Genomic DNA, 17,988 nt, shown 5'->3' on the forward strand with positions numbered 1-17,988 from the left:
CACACTTCCCCATTGAGAGGGATTGACAACCACATAAAACAGGAGTAGTGAGCACACATCAATTAATGTAAACCCCTACTTTTATTGATTAGCTGCCGCAAATCAGCTCCAGCTGCCAAAAAACTAACAAACAAATAATGTTGCAACAAATTAACTAAGAAAACATAAAAATATTTTCAGATAAAATTAATTTAAAACCTTTAAAATCAATATATAAATCCATACATATAAATTAGCATATAAAAACAGCATCAAAATTCATTAGTTTTAATAATGAATAATTGTATTTTTTCTCGTTTGAGAAGCTAACCTGAGTTGTTTAATATATGTCCTGTGTTAAGGAGACAATTTGGTAGAACTGGTGTCGTAGCCCAGTCAATGCCAACTTCGCGCACATAGGTATTAACTTTTGGTGTGGAGATATCGATATGACTAAATTATTTGAACGTCTGGTTAACAGCTACAAGCGTGTTTTTGTTGAACTTTATACAGCTAATGAGCTGAAATAATCCCCAGAATTACTCGTGAAATTTATTGCATTAATTTGAAGTTTTGTTAGCGCAAAACGAGCCCCCATCTCTTTGAGAGTGGGGGCTTTTTCTATTCTAAAGCCGCAACATCTGCCTTCAACTCTAGAACCCCATAAAACGTCGCTTCCAGCATCAAGTATGCAACATACCTATTAATAGGTATTTACCGATGAAAGAAGCTATTTTTTCACTTTGGTCCATTAGATTATTTGCAATAAGTGTTAATGATTTGAAATCCAAGATATTTCATAAAAGTGCATTTTAAATATAAAAAAAGGAGCGAAATTATCGCTCCTTTTTTACGATTAACTAAATCCACTTTTACCCATCAATAGAGGTAAAAGCCGCTGAGTTTACTCGCTTAACCTAAGGTCACTCGCGCATTACGGAACATACGCATCCAAGGGCTATCTTCACCCCAAGCATCTGGATGCCAAGAGTTAGCGACCGTTCTGAACACACGTTCAGGATGCGGCATCATCAAAGTAACGCGTCCGTCAGTGGTACAAATGCCCGTTAGGCCATTTGGAGAACCGTTCGGGTTTTGTGGATACTGAGTTGCGATATCGCCCTTGCCATTGACAAAGCGCAGGGCAATGGTGCCTGACGCTTCGGCCATCGCCAGCGCTTCAGCGCTGGCAAACTCAGCCAAACCTTCACCGTGTGATACAGCGATTGGCATACGCGAACCTGCCATACCTTGGAAGAATAACGACGGGCTCTGTTGCACTTCAACTAAGCTGAAACGCGCTTCGAAACGCTCTGAGCGGTTACGCACAAAACGCGGCCAATGTTCGCTTCCTGGAATAATTTCTTTCAGGTTTGACAGCATTTGGCAACCGTTACACACGCCAAGGGCAAAACTTGAGTCACGCTCAAAGAAACGCGAAAACTCATCGCGGGCACGCTCGTTAAACAGAATCGACTTAGCCCAACCTTCACCTGCGCCTAATACGTCACCATAAGAGAAGCCACCACAGGCCACAAGACCTTGGAAATCCTCTAGGCTAATACGGCCAGATAAAATGTCCGACATGTGTACGTCGCGGCTTTCAAATCCAGCGCGGTCAAAGGCAGCGGCCATTTCAACGTGGGAGTTAACGCCCTGCTCACGCAAAATCGCCATCTTAGGTGCAGCGCCCTTAAGGATATAAGGTGCGGCAACGTCAGCACTTGGATCAAAACTTAAGTTAACGGTTAAGCCTAAATCGGTTTCGTCTTGCTTAAGTTTGAACTCTTCAAGTGCGCAGGCTGGGTTATCACGCAGTGCTTGCATACGATAGGTGGTTTCTGACCACACAGTGCGCAGCGCTACACGGCTATCACTGAAGATTTCACGCGCGCCATCATTAATGGTGATGCGTTGATCGTCAGCTAACGTGCCGATCACATGGCAAGGTACGCCTGCGATAGCAAACTGAGCGGCAATTTTCGCCGCATTGTCGCGGCTCACTTGCAGCACAGCGCCGAGCTCTTCATTAAAGAGTCGCTCTAAATCCGTGCCCTGTAGATCTTCTAAATCGATATTCAGACCTGTATTACCCGCAAAGGCCATTTCCACTAAGGTAGTGAATAAACCGCCGTCGCTACGGTCGTGGTAAGCGATAACCGATTTCTTAGCCACTAGATTTTGCATGGTTTCAAAGAAACCGCGCAGCAGTGCAGCATCGTCAAGATCCGGCGCAATATCACCTAGCTCACCAAACACTTGGGCTAAACAAGAACCGCCTAAACGATTTTTACCCGCACCGAGATCCACTAACAGTAAAGACGTTTCGCCTTTATCTGTGCGCAGCTCTGGCGTCACTGTATTACGAATGTCTTGCACCACGCCAAAAGCGGTGATGACCAATGACATTGGCGACGTCACGGTTTTATCCGCGCCATCTTGCTGCCAGGCGGTCTTCATCGACATAGAGTCTTTACCGACCGGAATGGTTAGGCTCAGCTCTGGACACAGTTCTTCACCTACGGCTTTCACCGCTTCATAAAGACCCGCATCTTCTCCGGGGTGACCCGCAGCAGACATCCAGTTAGCAGAAAGCTTGATACGCTTAAATGAACCGATATCGGCACCGGCGATGTTCATGATGGATTCAGCCACCGCCATACGGGCAGAGGCGCCAAAATCAAGCAGTGCCAGCGGTGTACGCTCGCCCAGTGACATAGCTTCACCGGCGTAAGTATCAAAACTTGCCGCTGTGACCGCGCAATCGGCCACAGGTACTTGCCATGGACCCACCATTTGGTCACGGTTAACTAAACCCGTAACAGTGCGGTCGCCAATGGTGATAAGGAAGGTTTTATCCGCAACGGTAGGCAAGCTCAGTACTCGTTTAACCGCTTCTTTAACTTCAATATTATCTTGCGCTAACGCGGGTGATACCGCTTTAGCCGATACCACATCGCGGCTCATCTTAGGCGCTTTGCCTAATAAAACTTCGAGCGGTAAATCGATAGGATTATTGTCGAAATGGCTGTCGCTAAGTGTCAGGTGTTTCTCCGCCGTCGCTTCACCCACAACCGCAAACGGGGCACGCTCACGCTCACAAATGGCAGTAAATAGTGCGAGGTTTTCAGGGGCAACGGACATCACATAACGCTCTTGTGATTCGTTACACCAGATTTCCAGCGGGCTCATGCCTGGCTCATCTGAAGGCACGTTACGCAGATTGAATAAACCGCCGCGCTCGCCGTCATTCACAAGTTCAGGGAAAGCGTTCGACAAACCGCCCGCGCCCACATCGTGGATAAATTGGATAGGGTTTTTATCACCAAGCTGCCAGCAACGGTCAATCACTTCCTGACAACGACGTTCCATTTCTGGGTTTTCACGTTGCACAGAAGCAAAGTCGAGATCTTCACTCGATTGACCCGATGCCATAGATGATGCGGCGCCGCCACCCAAACCAATGTTCATCGCTGGGCCACCCAGCACAATCAGCTTAGCGCCAACGGTGATTTCGCCCTTCTGTACATGTTCTTCGCGAATGTTACCTAAACCACCGGCCAACATAATGGGCTTGTGGTAACCACGCACTTCAACGCCGTTATGGCTGCTGACTTCCTGCTCGTAGGTACGGAAATAACCGACCAGTGCAGGACGACCAAACTCGTTGTTAAATGCCGCGCCGCCCAGTGGGCCTTCGGTCATGATATCGAGCGCGCTAACGATACGATCTGGCTTACCGTAGTTACCTTCCCATGGTTGAACAAAACCCGGGATTTTTAAATTTGATACGCTAAAGCCCGTTAAACCGGCTTTAGGTTTAGAACCACGACCCGTTGCGCCTTCATCACGGATTTCACCACCTGAACCCGTTGCAGCGCCAGGATAGGGGCTGATGGCGGTTGGATGGTTGTGGGTTTCCACTTTCATCAGGATGTGCATAGGTTCAGTGTGGTAGTTGTACACCCCATCAGGATCGGGGAAGAAACGACCGGCAACCGAGCCTTCCATCACAGCGGCATTATCTTTGTAGGCAGATAACACGTGATCTGGGGTGGATTCAAAGGTGTTCTTGATCATTTTGAACAATGACTTAGGCTGAACTTCACCGTCAATTGTCCAATCTGCGTTAAAAATCTTATGACGACAATGCTCAGAATTCGCCTGAGCAAACATCATCAATTCGATGTCATGGGGATTACGGCCTAAACGGACGAAGTTTTCGACTAAATAGTCGATTTCATCTTCGGCTAAGGCAAGGCCCAATGCTGTGTTAGCCACTTCAAGTGCGCGGCGACCTTCGGCAAGAATATTGACGCTTTTAAACGGCGCAGGCTCAGTGCGTTTGAATAACACATCGGCTTTGGCAAAATCATCAAGCATGATTTCAACCATGCGATCGTGCAACAGCGCATTTAAGGCTTGTTGCTGCGCTACTGTCAGTGCATCTGACTCGACATAATACGCAACGCCTCGCTCCAAACGCTTCACTTTACCAAGGCCACAATTGTGTGCGATGTCAGTGGCTTTTGAAGACCAAGGAGAAATAGTACCGGGGCGAGGAGTGACAAACAGGAGTGAACCTTGGGGGATATGAGCTTCTATCGCAGGTCCATAGGTGAGAATTTTTTCAAGTTGCTGGCGTTCATTTGTGTCGAGCAACTCGCTCAAATCCGCTAAATGAACATACTCAGCATAGATTTGGCGTACCGGAAGCGCAGCGTTTTCGCAGGCCTCCATCAGCTTTTGCACCCTAAACGTCGAGAGTGCAGGGGCTCCGCGGATGATCTCCATCACGTCTATTCACCTTATTATTTATTATTGCAGGGGTCAGAGGTGGCGCTATTATAAGGAAATGTCTGCCACAAATCACCTGTGACCTTACGCAAAACAGTGTTTCCTGTGATATAAAAAACGCGACCATTTTAAGTCGCCATTTTCCCCCACGAATGATTTTTTTACGTTATCGCAGACAAACGGATATAATCCCACCAATGTCGGCCAGTTCATCACACATGCCCCACTATTAACTCGCTATCTATAATATTGATTTTATTTACTATAAGCACATTTAATGACTCGATTCCTGTTCGCTCTTATCTTAGGTTTCTTACTGACTGCCTGTCAGCAGGTGACCGTGGACGAAACAGAATTCGTGCCGAAGAAATTAACTGAGTTAAGAGTCGGCACACTTTACGGCCCACAGATTTATATGACATCGGGCCAAGGTGATAGCGGTTTCGATTACGATATGGCGGTATTGTTCGCCGAATACTTAGATGTGCCGTTAAAAATGGTGCCCTACACTAACCGTACCGAGCTGTACGAAGCTCTTAAAAAGAATGAAATCGACCTGATTGCCGCGGGCATGACAGAAACGCCCGCAAGGCGTGAACAATTCCGCCTAGGACCGCCGCTGTACCGCGTTAATCAAGTATTGGTGTATCGCGAAGGCATGCCAGCGCCCAAAGACATCAGCGACTTAAAAGGTAAGATCACTGTCATCGCAGACTCTTCCTTCGTCGAGACATTAACTCAATTGCAAAAGCATTATCCGACGCTGGTGTGGGATCAAATTACCGACAAAGACAGCGAAGAATTGCTGGCCATGATCGCCAACAAAGAAATTGACTACACTATCGCCGACTCCAGCAGCGTACAAATCAACCGCCGCTACTTGCCCGATCTACGTTCAGGCCCCGTACTTGAAGAAAAGCTCGATGTGGTCTGGCTGTTGCCACCAACCCGCAGTGATGAACTCATGAGCCAATTACTGGCCTTTTGGCACCAAGAAAAACTGGCTGGCACGCTCGATCATCTCAACGAAAAATACTTTGGCCATGTGAAGCGCTTCGATTATGTCGATACTCGGGCATTTATCCGCGCCATCGAAACCGTCTTGCCCCGCTATCGTCAGTTATTCGAAACCCATGCGGGTAATTTAGATTGGCGAAAACTTGCGGCGACTAGCTATCAAGAGTCCCATTGGAATCCCCATGCCCGCTCAGCAACAGGAGTTCGTGGCATGATGATGTTGACTCAACCTACAGCAAAAGAAATTGGCATCACCAACCGTTTGGATGCGGAAGAAAGTATCCGCGGCGGCGCGGCTTATTTGAACGATATGATCAATCGTCTGCCGGAATCCATTCCCGAGAGTCAACGTATGTGGTTTGCACTGGCGTCCTACAACATAGGGTATGCCCATGTTGAAGATGCGCGAAAGCTGGCTGAATCGATGGAGTTAAATCCCAATGCGTGGCGAGATTTAAAGAAAGTGCTGCCACTGCTGCAAAAGCGTAAATACTATCAAAAAACCCGCTACGGCTATGCCCGTGGCAGTGAAGCCGTCCATTACGTCGACAGTATTCGCCGCTACTACGACACGTTAGTCTGGGTGGATAATCAGTCGAAACAGCAAAACCCCGAGGAAGAACCGAGCGATCTTGCGTCGGAAGAACCCGCCATTCCCGCAGGAACATTGAGCCCAGAACAACCTAAGTAATTTGAATAGCCTGAGCCAAGCGTTAGAGCTATATTTCTACACACTTAGGTCAAGAGCCGAGCTTCTAAACCTAAGCTCAGTGATCTCAGTGAGCTTAGGTTTAGAAGCTAGAGTCAAAACTAGATCCAAGCTGGCTTAACTGGGCTGAATCCAACTTAGGTTTACGCTTAAAAACATCGCTTAGTTCAGCTTATCTGACCAGTGCTATTGCTGCGCTCAAGTGCAACTGCTACTGTCTTGGGGTTATGACCTGCGATACATCACTGCAGGGCATCAATAATAACAATAAATGGGGTCAATATGAGAAGAAAAACCATCAGCAATACTGTCGCGCGTCGTCGTACTTTACTCAAAGTTCGCCATCGTCGTATTTTGAATCGTCAGAAACTTTTCTTTACTTTTATTCAGTCTCAGGATTAATCCTGTCGCTTTTACCACTGTTTACTCAATTGCTTGCAGCGCCTTTTGAGCCTGTTTCAGGGCTTTTTTCTCCTCTCTACGCCGTTTAAAAAAACGACTCAATTGCGCGCTACAAGCATCGGCCAATACACCCGATGTCACTTCAACTTGATGATTAAATGCCGGGTGTTGCAGTAAATTCACTACCGTCCCCGCAGCACCGGTTTTTTCATCCCGAGCACCATAAACCACCCGCGCGATCCGGCTGTGCACCATGGCACCTGCACACATAGCACAAGGTTCAAGGGTGACATATAAAGTCGCGTCTAACAGGCGATAGTTTTCGACCAAGCGCCCCGCTTCCCGTAAACATAAAATTTCCGCATGGGCGCTAGGATCATGTTGGCTAATGGATAAATTGTAACCCGTCGCAATTTGCTGGCCGTCTTTGACCAGAACCGCACCGACAGGTACTTCACCCTCGGCCTCGGCTTTCTCGGCCATCAACATAGCCACTTGCATCCAATGTTCGTCCTGCTGCGATTGTTCAACTTGCTGCATTTGCTCCACTCACACGCTCATTTAATTAGCCTGAAAATAAAACCGGATTATAACAGCCAATCGCCTACATATCACAAAGTCAGCATTTCCAATGCAAGCCCCCTGCATAACACTACCATCACACTATACTTTACCTATGGTTTTATCATCGATACTCCAATGACTCGATACTTTTGGCAGTGGTTAATTCTGATCATAAGTGCAGGCTTTTCTTGCATTATGCTGCACGGCAAGTCCATTAATAACGAAATCAATTATTACGAACTCAGCCTTGAATTGATCCGTTCTATCATTTGGTTATTTATGATGTTCTATATCAGCTACACGCGACATAACCGTCAAATCTATCTTTGGCTGTTAATTGGCTGTGGGAGCCTATTCATAGGTAACAATATGAATATACTGGATGAATTATCTACCTTCGAAGCCAGTTACTATCAAGAAGTCGAAGACTTACTCTTTACCTTTGGCATTCTCTGCGCTTGGTTCGGCCTCTATCAATTAATCCAACAACAAATCACCAAAAACCAAATACTCAATATTGCCGCAAATACCGACCCGCTAACAGGGCTGCTAAATCGACGCAGTTTCAATCAAAATGTCGAAAACAGTACCGACAATAATCCCAGTGCTTACTTAATCCTCGACATAGATCACTTCAAACAAATCAATGACACCTATGGCCATGCAGCGGGTGATTATGTATTAACAAAGCTTGCAAAACACATCAGCAAGAGCCTACGAAAACAAGATAGAGTTGCCCGCTGGGGAGGTGAAGAGTTTCTCATTGAGCTTAAACACTGCGATAGTCATACGGCCCAACTCAAAGCCGAACAACTCAGGACGCTGATTGAAAGAAGTGATTTTCACTATTCAGGTCAATACCTTAGCATCACAGTCAGTATTGGTATCGCAACCGTTGCAAATCAACACCTAAATAGAGATGAGATCATTAACCTTGCTGATAAAGCGCTATATCAGGCCAAAAACGGCGGGAGAAATCGAGTGGTCCTTGCCAGTGATCTCAATCAGAATGAATAACAAAAAAGGCGCACTAGGCACCTTTAAATCGTTAATTCAGATAATTAACTTATTCCCATTCGATCGTCGCTGGCGGCTTGCCAGAGATATCGTAAACCACGCGGGAAATGCCATCGACTTCGTTAATGATGCGGTTTGATACGCGACCTAAGAAATCATACGGCAGATGTGCCCAATGGGCTGTCATAAAATCGATGGTTTCTACGGCACGCAGTGACACAACCCAGTCATATTTACGGCCATCACCCATCACGCCAACTGAGCGCACAGGTAAGAACACGGTAAAGGCTTGGCTGACTTTATTGTATAAGTCGGCTTTATGCAGTTCTTCGATGAAAATGGCATCGGCGCGGCGCAGTAAGTCACAGTATTCTTTCTTCACTTCACCTAATACACGTACACCAAGACCTGGTCCTGGGAACGGGTGACGATAAAGCATGTTGTATGGCAGACCTAACTCTAAACCAATTTTGCGCACTTCATCTTTGAACAGTTCGCGCAGTGGCTCAACTAAACCCAGTTCCATATCGTCTGGCAAACCGCCAACGTTATGGTGCGACTTGATCACATGTGCTTTACCTGTGGCGCTGCCAGCAGATTCAATCACGTCAGGATAAATAGTGCCTTGCGCTAACCATTTTGCATTAGCGCATTTTTTCGATTCTTCATCGAAAATTTCCACAAATACGCGGCCGATGATCTTACGCTTAGCTTCTGGATCGGCTTCGCCTTTCATCGCATCGAGGAAGCGATTTTCCGCATCAACATGAATGATATTCAGGCCGAAATGATCGCCAAACATTTCCATCACTTGCTCAGCTTCGTTCAAACGCAATAAACCGTTATCAACGAATACGCAGGTCAGTTTTTTGCCGATAGCGCGGTGCAGCAACATAGCTACAACCGAAGAATCGACACCGCCCGACAAGCCTAAAATCACTTCATCATCACCAATTTGCTTCTTCAAGCGCTCAATTGCATCTTCGATGATAGAAGAAGGTTTCCAGTTCGCCGCACAGCCACAAATGTCTAAGGCAAAGTGCGATAACATGCGCATACCTTGGCGAGTGTGGGTCACTTCTGGGTGGAACTGTACGCCATAGAATTGTTTGGCTTCATTTGCCATAGCGGCAAAGGGACAAGTATCCGTTTTAGCGACCGCCACAAACCCTTCAGGAATGGCCGACACTTTATCGCCGTGGCTCATCCATACGTCGAGTAAGGGTTTACCTTCGCTGCTAACCGCATCTTCGATGCCTTTGAATAGCAACGAATCTGTTAGCATTTCAATTTGAGCGTAACCGAATTCACCTTCGCCCACACCTTGGATAACTTTACCGCCCAGCTGCTCAGACATGGTTTGCATGCCGTAGCAAATGCCCAGTACAGGCACACCTGCGGTAAAGACGTATTCAGGCGCACGCGGCGAGTTTTCAGCCGTGACACTTTCAGGTCCGCCAGCAAGAATAATACCGTTCGGGGCAAATTCGCGGATTTGGGCTTCTGTTACATCCCAAGCCCATAATTCACAGTACACACCGATTTCACGGATACGACGGGCAATCAGTTGAGTGTACTGAGATCCAAAATCGAGGATCAGTATCTTGTGCTCATGAATATCGCTCATGGATAACCTTTATCTCATCTATTGTTTTAACATTGCTCAACGCGGCGATAGCCAGCCTTGAGTATTGGATCACACGCTTTACAAAGAGGCGGCTTATCGCCGCCCCTTTTATCAAACGATTAAGAACCTGAACGGTAGTTCGGCGCTTCTTTAGTGATAGTCACATCGTGCACGTGGGACTCACCCATACCAGCTGAAGTTACTTTCACAAATTGGGCTTTTTCATTCAGTTCTTGAATGGTGGCACAACCGGTTAAGCCCATGCATGAACGTAGGCCACCCATATGCTGATGGATGATTTCCTTCAACTTACCTTTGTAAGGTACGCGACCTTCAATGCCTTCTGGCACGAGTTTGTCGGCAGCATTGTCAGATTGGAAATAACGGTCAGATGAACCTTGAGACATAGCGCCTAGTGAACCCATGCCGCGATAAGATTTATACGCACGGCCTTGATAAAGTTCAGTTTCGCCCGGCGCTTCATCGGTACCTGCAAACATTGAACCTGCCATGATGCAAGATGCACCGGCCGCTAATGCTTTAGCTAAGTCGCCAGAGAAACGTACGCCACCGTCGGCAATAACAGGAATACCTAAGCCTTTTACGGCTGCGGCTGCATCTGAAACTGCGGTGATTTGTGGCACGCCAACACCAGTTACAATACGCGTCGTACAAATTGAGCCTGGGCCAATACCCACTTTAACTGCGTTAACACCCGCTTCGACTAAGGCTAATGCACCTTCAGCCGTAGCTACGTTACCACCGATAATTTGCAATGTTGGGTGTTTAGCACGCGTTTCACGAATGCGTTGCAAAACGCCTTCAGAATGGCCGTGGGAAGAATCGATAAGTAAAACGTCAACGCCAGCTTTAACGAGTGCATCAACACGCTCTTCGTTACCAGCACCCGCGCCAACGGCGGCGCCAACACGTAGACGACCTAACTCATCTTTACAGGCGTTAGGTTTACGTTCGGCTTTCTCGAAGTCTTTAACTGTGATCAAACCTTTCAGTTTAAAGTTATCATCGACAACAAGGACTTTTTCGATGCGGTGTGAGTGCATCAATTTTTGCACTTCATCTAATTTAGTGCCTTCGGCAACTGTGACTAATCGCGCTTTAGGCGTCATCACTTCTTCTACCGTTTTGCTCCAATCTGTGACGAAACGTACGTCACGGCCAGTAATGATACCAACCAACTCGTTTGCTTCGTTAACCACGGGATAACCAGCAAAACCATTCTTCAGTGTCAATACTTTCAGATCGGCTAAGGTCGTAGATGGCGTCACAGTCACAGGTTGTTGAACCACGCCCGCTTCGTAAATTTTTACTTTACGCACTTCTTCGGCTTGTTTTTCAATGCTCATGTTTTTATGAATAAAACCTAAACCGCCTTCCTGCGCCATAGCGATCGCAAGACGAGCTTCGGTAACTGTGTCCATAGCGGCAGACACAAGTGGGATATTCAATTCAATGGTATTGGTCAGGCGAGTTTTAAGAATGGCGGTATTTGGGAGTACAGTCGAATGCGCAGGAACAAGCAACACATCGTCAAAAGTAAGCGCTTCTTTAATTAAACGTAGCATATGCAACATCTCCCCAGTTGAGTAGGATTTAGAGGTGAAATATTGCGGCGGGATTATACCTTGCATATCGGCACTGGTAAATGGAAAATAGCAAATATCCCCATTTAATTGAGTAATTCGATGCAAGGCGCCAAAAACAATATTTATACTGTCTCGCGACTCAATGGTGAAGTCAGACAAATTCTCGAGGGACAACTGGGTAAAATTTGGCTCAATGGCGAAATATCCAACTTTTCCTCCCCCAGCTCAGGTCATTGGTATCTCACCTTAAAAGACCACTCTTCCCAGATCCGTTGTGCCATGTTTAAAGGCCGTAACCAAACGGTCAGCTTTAAGCCCATCAATGGTCAGCAAGTGTTAGTCAAAGGCGCGATCAGCGTGTATGAACCCAGAGGCGACTATCAATTATTGATTGAGTCCATGCTGCCCGCAGGGGATGGACTACTCGCCCAGCAATTCGATGCACTCAAAATGAAGCTCGCCGCCGAAGGATTATTCGCCGCCGACACCAAAAGACCGCTGCCAAAAAACATCCAACGCATTGGCGTTATTACTTCGCCAACCGGCGCAGCGATTCGCGATGTCTTACACGTACTCGCAAGGCGCGACCCTTCAATCGAAGTCATTATCTATCCGACTCAGGTTCAAGGCGAAACTGCAGCGCAGAGTATTTGTCAGGCAATCAATATCGCCAACCAGCGTTTAGAGGTCGACGTATTACTGCTTACCCGCGGCGGCGGTTCGCTTGAGGATTTGTGGTGTTTTAACAGCGAAGCCCTCGCCCACACAATTTATAACAGCGCCCTGCCCGTGGTCAGCGCCGTCGGCCACGAGGTCGACACCACCATCAGTGATTACGTTGCTGATATTCGCGCCCCAACACCATCTGCAGGTGCCGAGTTGTTATCCCAAGATAGCGACAATAAGGCGCAAAAACTCGCAACAGCTTTATCTCGCCTGCAACAAAGTGCGAAACATTATCAACTTAAGCAAGAAAGACGACTCAGTTTGCTTGAGCACAGACTGCAGCGCCAAGATCCCAAACGGACCCTGCAGCAGTTCGAGCAAAGATTCGATGAGATGCAATTAAGACTGGAGTCGGCGTTGTCGAATCGCTTGCACATACTCAGCCGCCGTCAGCAGTTGCTCGCAAGTCGCCTTGAACAGCAATCTCCCAAGCATAAGCTCGCCATTGAGGGCAACCGCCTAAGTTATCTTGCGAGTCGCTTACAGGATGCATTACAGGACAAACTGAGCCAAAGTGAGCAACGGATAAAATACGCGGCCCATCAACTTGAAACCGTCAGCCCGCTTGCGACCTTGAGCCGTGGCTACAGCATCACCACTGACATCCACAATCAAGTGGTCGACTCCACGGATAAGCTGACAATCGGTGATAGCCTGCAAACCCGCTTGCGCCATGGACAAGTGATTTCAACCGTCACTCAGATAAAGCCGCTCGAATAAATCTACATGACGCTGAAATAGTCTTAAAACACAAAAGGAACCCTAAGGTTCCTTTTGTTTCAAATGTGTCTAGTAAAAAACACTATTTGGTTTTTCTGTCTTTGATATGACTTTGTGCGCGCTTGCGACGACGTTCTTGGCTCATAGTCAACTTCTCAGTCTTGTTTTCAAATGGGTTATCACCCTCTTGGAAACGCAGCTGGATTGGCGTACCCACCACTTTCAATGAACGACGGAAGTAGTTCATCATGTAGCGCTTGTACGAGTCAGGCAGTCTACTCACTTGGTTACCGTGAATCACCACGATTGGCGGATTGTAACCACCGGCGTGAGCGTATTTGAGCTTCACACGGCGACCATTTACTAATGGCGGCTGGTGATCGTCCTGCGACATTTGCATGATACGTGTCAGCATAGAAGTACTGACGCGGCGCGTAGCACTGTCGTAAGCTTCTTCAATCGATTCAAATAAATGGCCAACACCTGTACCGTGCAGCGCAGAAATAAAGTGAATACGGGCAAAGTCGATAAAGCCAAGACGACGGTCAAGCTCGCTCTTCACTCGATCTTTAATCCCTTGGTCAATACCATCCCACTTGTTAACGGCAATAACCAAAGCGCGACCCGCATTGAGCGCGAAACCTAACAAACCTAAATCTTGCTCGGCGATACCTTCACGGGCATCGATGATAAGCAACACCACGTTAGCATCTTCAACCGCTTTCAAAGTCTTGATCACTGAGAATTTCTCAATGACTTGATGTACTTTACTGCGACGACGAACACCCGCGGTATCGATAATCACGTACTCGCGACCTTCACGTTCCATTGGAATGTAAATACTGTCACGGGTCGTGCCGGGCTCATCAAATACCACAACGCGCTCTTCACCTAGAATACGGTTAGTCAGGGTTGACTTACCGACGTTAGGTTTACCGATGATCGCCAGCTTGATAGGCAAATCTTGCAGACGCTTTTGCTCAGCTTCCGCTTCTTCTTCGGTATATTCACGCTCTTCAGTAACTTCGTCTTCGCCTTGACGCACAATGCCCATCGCTTCGGCATAAGGGGTCAATGCGTATTCAATCATGTTGGTCACGCCGCGTCCTTGAGACGCCGCCATTTGGTAAACTTCACCTAGACCTAAAGACCAAAACTCGGCACAGGCCGAATCGGCATCGATACCGTCAACTTTGTTCGCAACCACGAAAGTGGTCTTTTCACGACTACGTAAGTGCTGTGCAATCGACAGATCTGCAGCGGTTAAACCGGCGCGCGCATCTGTCATAAATAGAACGACATCGGCTTCTTCAATGGCGGCAAGGGATTGCTCAGCCATTTTCGTCTCGATCCCTTCTTCAGTGCCATCGATACCGCCGGTATCGACCACAATGAACTCATAGCCGGATAAGAATGCTCGACCATATTTACGGTCACGTGTTAGGCCAGGAAAGTCAGCAACCAGCGCATCACGCGTGCGCGTAAGGCGATTAAATAGGGTGGATTTACCGACGTTCGGCCGACCAACAAGGGCCACTACAGGGATCATGATTTTGCCTCTAAAAAACTTTTCAATAAAAAGCCCCCGGAACACACTTCCAGGGGCTCTACAAGGATAACACTTTTAACTATGGAAGTGTTACAACAGCTAACTTTCCACTGCGACCTTGAACATAGATTTTATCGTCAACCACTAATGGCTGGCTGTATAATCCAGAGCTGTCCACTTGGACACGACCGACAATCGTCCCTGTACTGCGATCGATGAAGTGTAAATAACCTTCGAAATCACCCACAACTAAATAGTCTTTATACACAGCTGGTGACGTCAGAGTGCGGTTAGCTAACTCAGAGTTGCTCCACAGCTCTAGACCGTTACGCTTATCAACTGAGTAGATACGGCTGTGGTCGTCAACAAGGAACAAGCTTAAGCCCGCTGATGCTAACTCGTTAAAGCTAGAATACTTACGTGTCCACACAACTCGACCCGTGCGTAATTCCATCGACACTAAGTTACCGTTGTAACTCACCGCATATAAATTGTCGCCAAGGATCAGCGGCGTCATATCCACGTCGGCCATACGGGTAAACTCGTTACCGCCCGTTGGATTATAAATCGCCTGTTCCCATGCTGCTTGACCATTGTTTTTAATCACAACAGCCACTTTGCCATCGGCAGTACCGATAAAGAAACCGCCCGCTTCATAAGCTGCAGAACCTGTACCGCGCAGGGTCAGATTTGGCAATTGCATTTCGTACACCCACAGCTTAGCGCCAGTATCGACGTTAAAGGCTTCGAGTGAACCTGAGCTGGTGCTGACAACCACGACGTCATCGGCAACCGTTGGTGCTGACAGTAATTCACCGCCCGCAATCACATGCCATAACACTTGGCCATCTTCGGCGTTCAGCGCGGCTAACAGCCCGCTTTCTCCCCCTAAAAAGACTTTATTACGCGCAGCAGTTACGCCAGCGGCGATTCGCGCACCTTTGTTTTTTGCTAAGGCGTTATCACGAAATTCTTCGCTAAAATCTTTAGTCCAAACGCGCTCGCCCGTCGCTTCGTCAAACGCGGTGACTTCACCATAACGATCGGCGGCAAATATTTTGCCATAACGAACGGCAGGAGCGAGGCGAGAGTAATAATCACCTACACCATCACCGACAGAGGCGCTCCAACTTACTTCAGGGAACACTGTCGCCTGAATGGCAGTTAACTCACTGACAGGTTCGTCTTCAACATCGCTCGACGAACAGGCGGATAACATGGCCAGACTTAATCCGGCGGCTAGCAGGTTTTTGCACCAAGACTTCATCAAGGGATCCCTTATGCCTGATTTAGGCTATCAAGTTTGATTTTAAGCGCTGGGCTTGTCACCACACCACCATTGTCCATGGCAGCTTGATAAGCTGTTTTCGCTTTCTCAACTTCACCTTGACGTACTAAGAAATCACCTTTTAGTTCATCGCGCTGGGCGAAGAAGGCTTTATCTGTAACTTGCTCTAAGGTTGCCAGAGCAGCGTCTATTTGACCTTGCTCGGCTTGAACTCGAGCAACACGTAAAGTGGCAATCATATCTAAACCAGCACCTGGTTTAGCCGCAATAACCTTGTTCAAGGCTTCGATAGCTTTAGGGTAATCCTTAGCTTCTACCGCAGTTTTTGCCACGATCAGTTCTAGTAGCGCTTGATAACCTTTTTGATCATGATTTTTAGAAAACTCAGCCACACCCGCCAGCATAGCGGCTTCGTCGCTTGATTTAGTGGTCAACTCGTGGAAAGCTTTTGAGGCTTCTTCCGCTTGAGCCACTTTAACGTCAGAATAATAATTCCACGCATACAGGCCGCCTAAACCAACGACCGCCCCAATAAAAATCGAGGTACCATAGTCTTTCCAGAACTGCTTGATAGCATCAACTTGTTGTTCTTCTGTGCTATAAATTTCCACGCGCACGTCCCCTTATATGATCTATTACTTAATGGCCAGTTCAGCCAAAAATGCGCCTAAGGCACTTCGAGCTACCCGTTGTTGTTCGTTATCATTGCGTAAATATTTCACTGTCACCATGCCTTCGGCCAGTTCATCTTCACCAATCAGTAAGGCGACAGCTGCACCGCTTTTATCGGCACGTTTCATTTGTTTTTTCACATTGCCGCCACCGCAGTGACTCATCACTTTAAGGTTTGGCAGCGCGCTGCGTAATTCCTGCGCAACTTTAATCGCTTCAACCAGACAGCTATCACCCATAGCAGTAACATACACATCCACTTCTGGCGGAATATCTTTGTTCAGTTCTAAGGTTTCAAGCAGCAAGACTATGCGCTCTAAGCCCATGGCGAAACCCACTGCTGGGGTATCTTTACCGCCTAACTGGGCGACTAAGCCGTCATAGCGACCACCCGCAAGTACTGTACCTTGCGAGCCTAAACTCGATGTAACCCATTCAAATACAGTGCGATTATAGTAATCTAAACCACGAACAAGGCGCGGATTAATGGTGTATTTGATACCCACAGCATCAAGTAGTTCACGCAATTGTGAAAAATGTGTCTTGGACTCTTCACCGAGGAAATCCATCAACTCAGGTGCACCAGCCAAAATAGCTTGGACATTTTGATCTTTTGAATCCAATACCCGCAGCGGATTGCTGTACATGCGACGCTTGCTGTCTTCATCGAGCGCGTCTTTATGCTGCTCTAAAAACGCAATCAAGGCATCACGGTAAACCGCGCGCTCAGCGGGATCGCCTAAGGTGTTCAGCTCTAACGATACGTGATCGCTAATACCGAGTTTTTCCCACAGGCGGGCTGATAACATCAAGACTTCAGCATCAATATCCGCCGTGCCTATGCCATACACTTCGACGCCAAATTGGTTAAATTGGCGATAGCGACCTTTTTGTGGGCGCTCATGACGGAACATAGGGCCCATATACCAAAGACGTTGTTCTTGGTTATACAGTAGACCGTTTTCGTTACCCGCACGCACTGTCGATGCCGTACCTTCTGGGCGCAGCGTTAAGCTGTCACCGTTATTATCTGCGAAGGTATACATTTCTTTTTCAACAATATCAGTTACTTCACCGATAGAGCGTTTAAAGAGATCGGTATTTTCCACTATTGGAGTGCGGATTTCGCTGTAACCGTAAGCACTAACGCTCGAACGTAGTACCGCTTCCACTTTTTGCCATAGAGGACTTTGAGTTGGCAGAATGTCATTCATTCCGCGAATCGCTTGGATCTGTTTTGCCACTGTATCGACTCGTCCGATTTAGCTAAATTAATAAAAAATGTCACGCATTATAGGCTTTTGAACGTAAAAC

Annotated in this window: 11 protein-coding genes; 3 read left to right on the plus strand and 8 right to left on the minus strand. The window is 47.3% G+C overall.

Features of this window, described 5'->3' with window-relative positions:
* Window positions 1-891 precede the first annotated feature (891 nt).
* Window positions 892-4,773, minus strand: coding sequence for a phosphoribosylformylglycinamidine synthase (gene purL / locus Q4Q46_RS04285; protein WP_311905385.1), 3,882 nt, complete (start codon window positions 4,771-4,773; stop codon window positions 892-894).
* Between the two features lie 280 nt (window positions 4,774-5,053).
* Between purL and mltF the strand changes: the two genes are divergently transcribed.
* On the plus strand, window positions 5,054-6,484 hold the full coding sequence (gene mltF, locus Q4Q46_RS04290) for a membrane-bound lytic murein transglycosylase MltF (RefSeq protein WP_006082473.1): 1,431 nt from the start codon (window positions 5,054-5,056) through the stop codon (window positions 6,482-6,484).
* Window positions 6,485-6,925: 441 nt separating this feature from the next.
* Here mltF and tadA read toward each other — a convergent pair whose 3' ends face one another.
* Window positions 6,926-7,444: a tRNA adenosine(34) deaminase TadA gene (gene tadA, locus Q4Q46_RS04295; protein WP_106651858.1), complete on the minus strand. Its 519-nt coding sequence runs from the start codon at window positions 7,442-7,444 to the stop codon at window positions 6,926-6,928.
* A gap of 159 nt (window positions 7,445-7,603) precedes the next feature.
* Between tadA and Q4Q46_RS04300 the strand changes: the two genes are divergently transcribed.
* The gene (locus Q4Q46_RS04300) at window positions 7,604-8,485 is read left to right on the plus strand and encodes a GGDEF domain-containing protein (RefSeq protein WP_311905317.1); all 882 of its coding nucleotides are present in this window, start codon (window positions 7,604-7,606) and stop codon (window positions 8,483-8,485) included.
* A gap of 49 nt (window positions 8,486-8,534) precedes the next feature.
* Here the strand turns inward: Q4Q46_RS04300 and guaA are convergent, their stop codons facing one another.
* Together guaA and guaB are read right to left on the minus strand one after the other, a co-directional pair.
* Complete coding sequence (guaA, locus tag Q4Q46_RS04305; protein ID WP_220590772.1) at window positions 8,535-10,112, minus strand: glutamine-hydrolyzing GMP synthase; 1,578 nt, start codon at window positions 10,110-10,112, stop codon at window positions 8,535-8,537.
* 119 nt (window positions 10,113-10,231) lie between these two features.
* Window positions 10,232-11,698 carry an IMP dehydrogenase gene (guaB, locus tag Q4Q46_RS04310; RefSeq protein ID WP_106651111.1) on the minus strand — a complete coding sequence of 489 codons (1,467 nt, stop codon included), beginning with the start codon at window positions 11,696-11,698 and terminating at the stop codon, window positions 10,232-10,234.
* Between the two features lie 120 nt (window positions 11,699-11,818).
* Here guaB and xseA point away from each other — a divergent pair, with 120 nt between their 5' ends.
* Window positions 11,819-13,165, plus strand: coding sequence for an exodeoxyribonuclease VII large subunit (gene xseA, locus Q4Q46_RS04315; protein WP_311905318.1), 1,347 nt, complete (start codon window positions 11,819-11,821; stop codon window positions 13,163-13,165).
* 82 nt (window positions 13,166-13,247) lie between these two features.
* On the opposite strand, the gene der is transcribed toward xseA, so the two are convergent.
* The 4 genes from der to hisS form a co-directional block, all read right to left on the minus strand.
* Window positions 13,248-14,714 carry a ribosome biogenesis GTPase Der gene (der, locus tag Q4Q46_RS04320; RefSeq protein ID WP_006082478.1) on the minus strand — a complete coding sequence of 489 codons (1,467 nt, stop codon included), beginning with the start codon at window positions 14,712-14,714 and terminating at the stop codon, window positions 13,248-13,250.
* A gap of 79 nt (window positions 14,715-14,793) precedes the next feature.
* On the minus strand, window positions 14,794-15,981 hold the full coding sequence (bamB, locus tag Q4Q46_RS04325) for an outer membrane protein assembly factor BamB (protein ID WP_311905319.1): 1,188 nt from the start codon (window positions 15,979-15,981) through the stop codon (window positions 14,794-14,796).
* 11 nt (window positions 15,982-15,992) lie between these two features.
* Window positions 15,993-16,613, minus strand: coding sequence for a tetratricopeptide repeat protein (locus tag Q4Q46_RS04330; RefSeq protein WP_063883274.1), 621 nt, complete (start codon window positions 16,611-16,613; stop codon window positions 15,993-15,995).
* A gap of 24 nt (window positions 16,614-16,637) precedes the next feature.
* Complete coding sequence (gene hisS / locus Q4Q46_RS04335; protein ID WP_311898813.1) at window positions 16,638-17,918, minus strand: histidine--tRNA ligase; 1,281 nt, start codon at window positions 17,916-17,918, stop codon at window positions 16,638-16,640.
* Window positions 17,919-17,988 lie beyond the last annotated feature (70 nt).

The sequence above is a fragment of the Shewanella vaxholmensis genome (assembly GCF_031932135.1).
Lineage (GTDB): Bacteria > Pseudomonadota > Gammaproteobacteria > Enterobacterales > Shewanellaceae > Shewanella > Shewanella hafniensis.

Coding starts and splice junctions, on each gene's coding strand:
- tadA (WP_106651858.1), bottom strand. CDS start 7,444: ATGCAGCAAGTTGAACAATCGCAGCAGGACGAACATTGGATGCAAGTG.
- mltF (WP_006082473.1), top strand. CDS start 5,054: ATGACTCGATTCCTGTTCGCTCTTATCTTAGGTTTCTTACTGACTGCC.
- der (WP_006082478.1), bottom strand. CDS start 14,714: ATGATCCCTGTAGTGGCCCTTGTTGGTCGGCCGAACGTCGGTAAATCC.
- bamB (WP_311905319.1), bottom strand. CDS start 15,981: ATGAAGTCTTGGTGCAAAAACCTGCTAGCCGCCGGATTAAGTCTGGCC.
- purL (WP_311905385.1), bottom strand. CDS start 4,773: ATGGAGATCATCCGCGGAGCCCCTGCACTCTCGACGTTTAGGGTGCAA.
- guaA (WP_220590772.1), bottom strand. CDS start 10,112: ATGAGCGATATTCATGAGCACAAGATACTGATCCTCGATTTTGGATCT.
- xseA (WP_311905318.1), top strand. CDS start 11,819: ATGCAAGGCGCCAAAAACAATATTTATACTGTCTCGCGACTCAATGGT.
- guaB (WP_106651111.1), bottom strand. CDS start 11,698: ATGCTACGTTTAATTAAAGAAGCGCTTACTTTTGACGATGTGTTGCTT.
- Q4Q46_RS04300 (WP_311905317.1), top strand. CDS start 7,604: ATGACTCGATACTTTTGGCAGTGGTTAATTCTGATCATAAGTGCAGGC.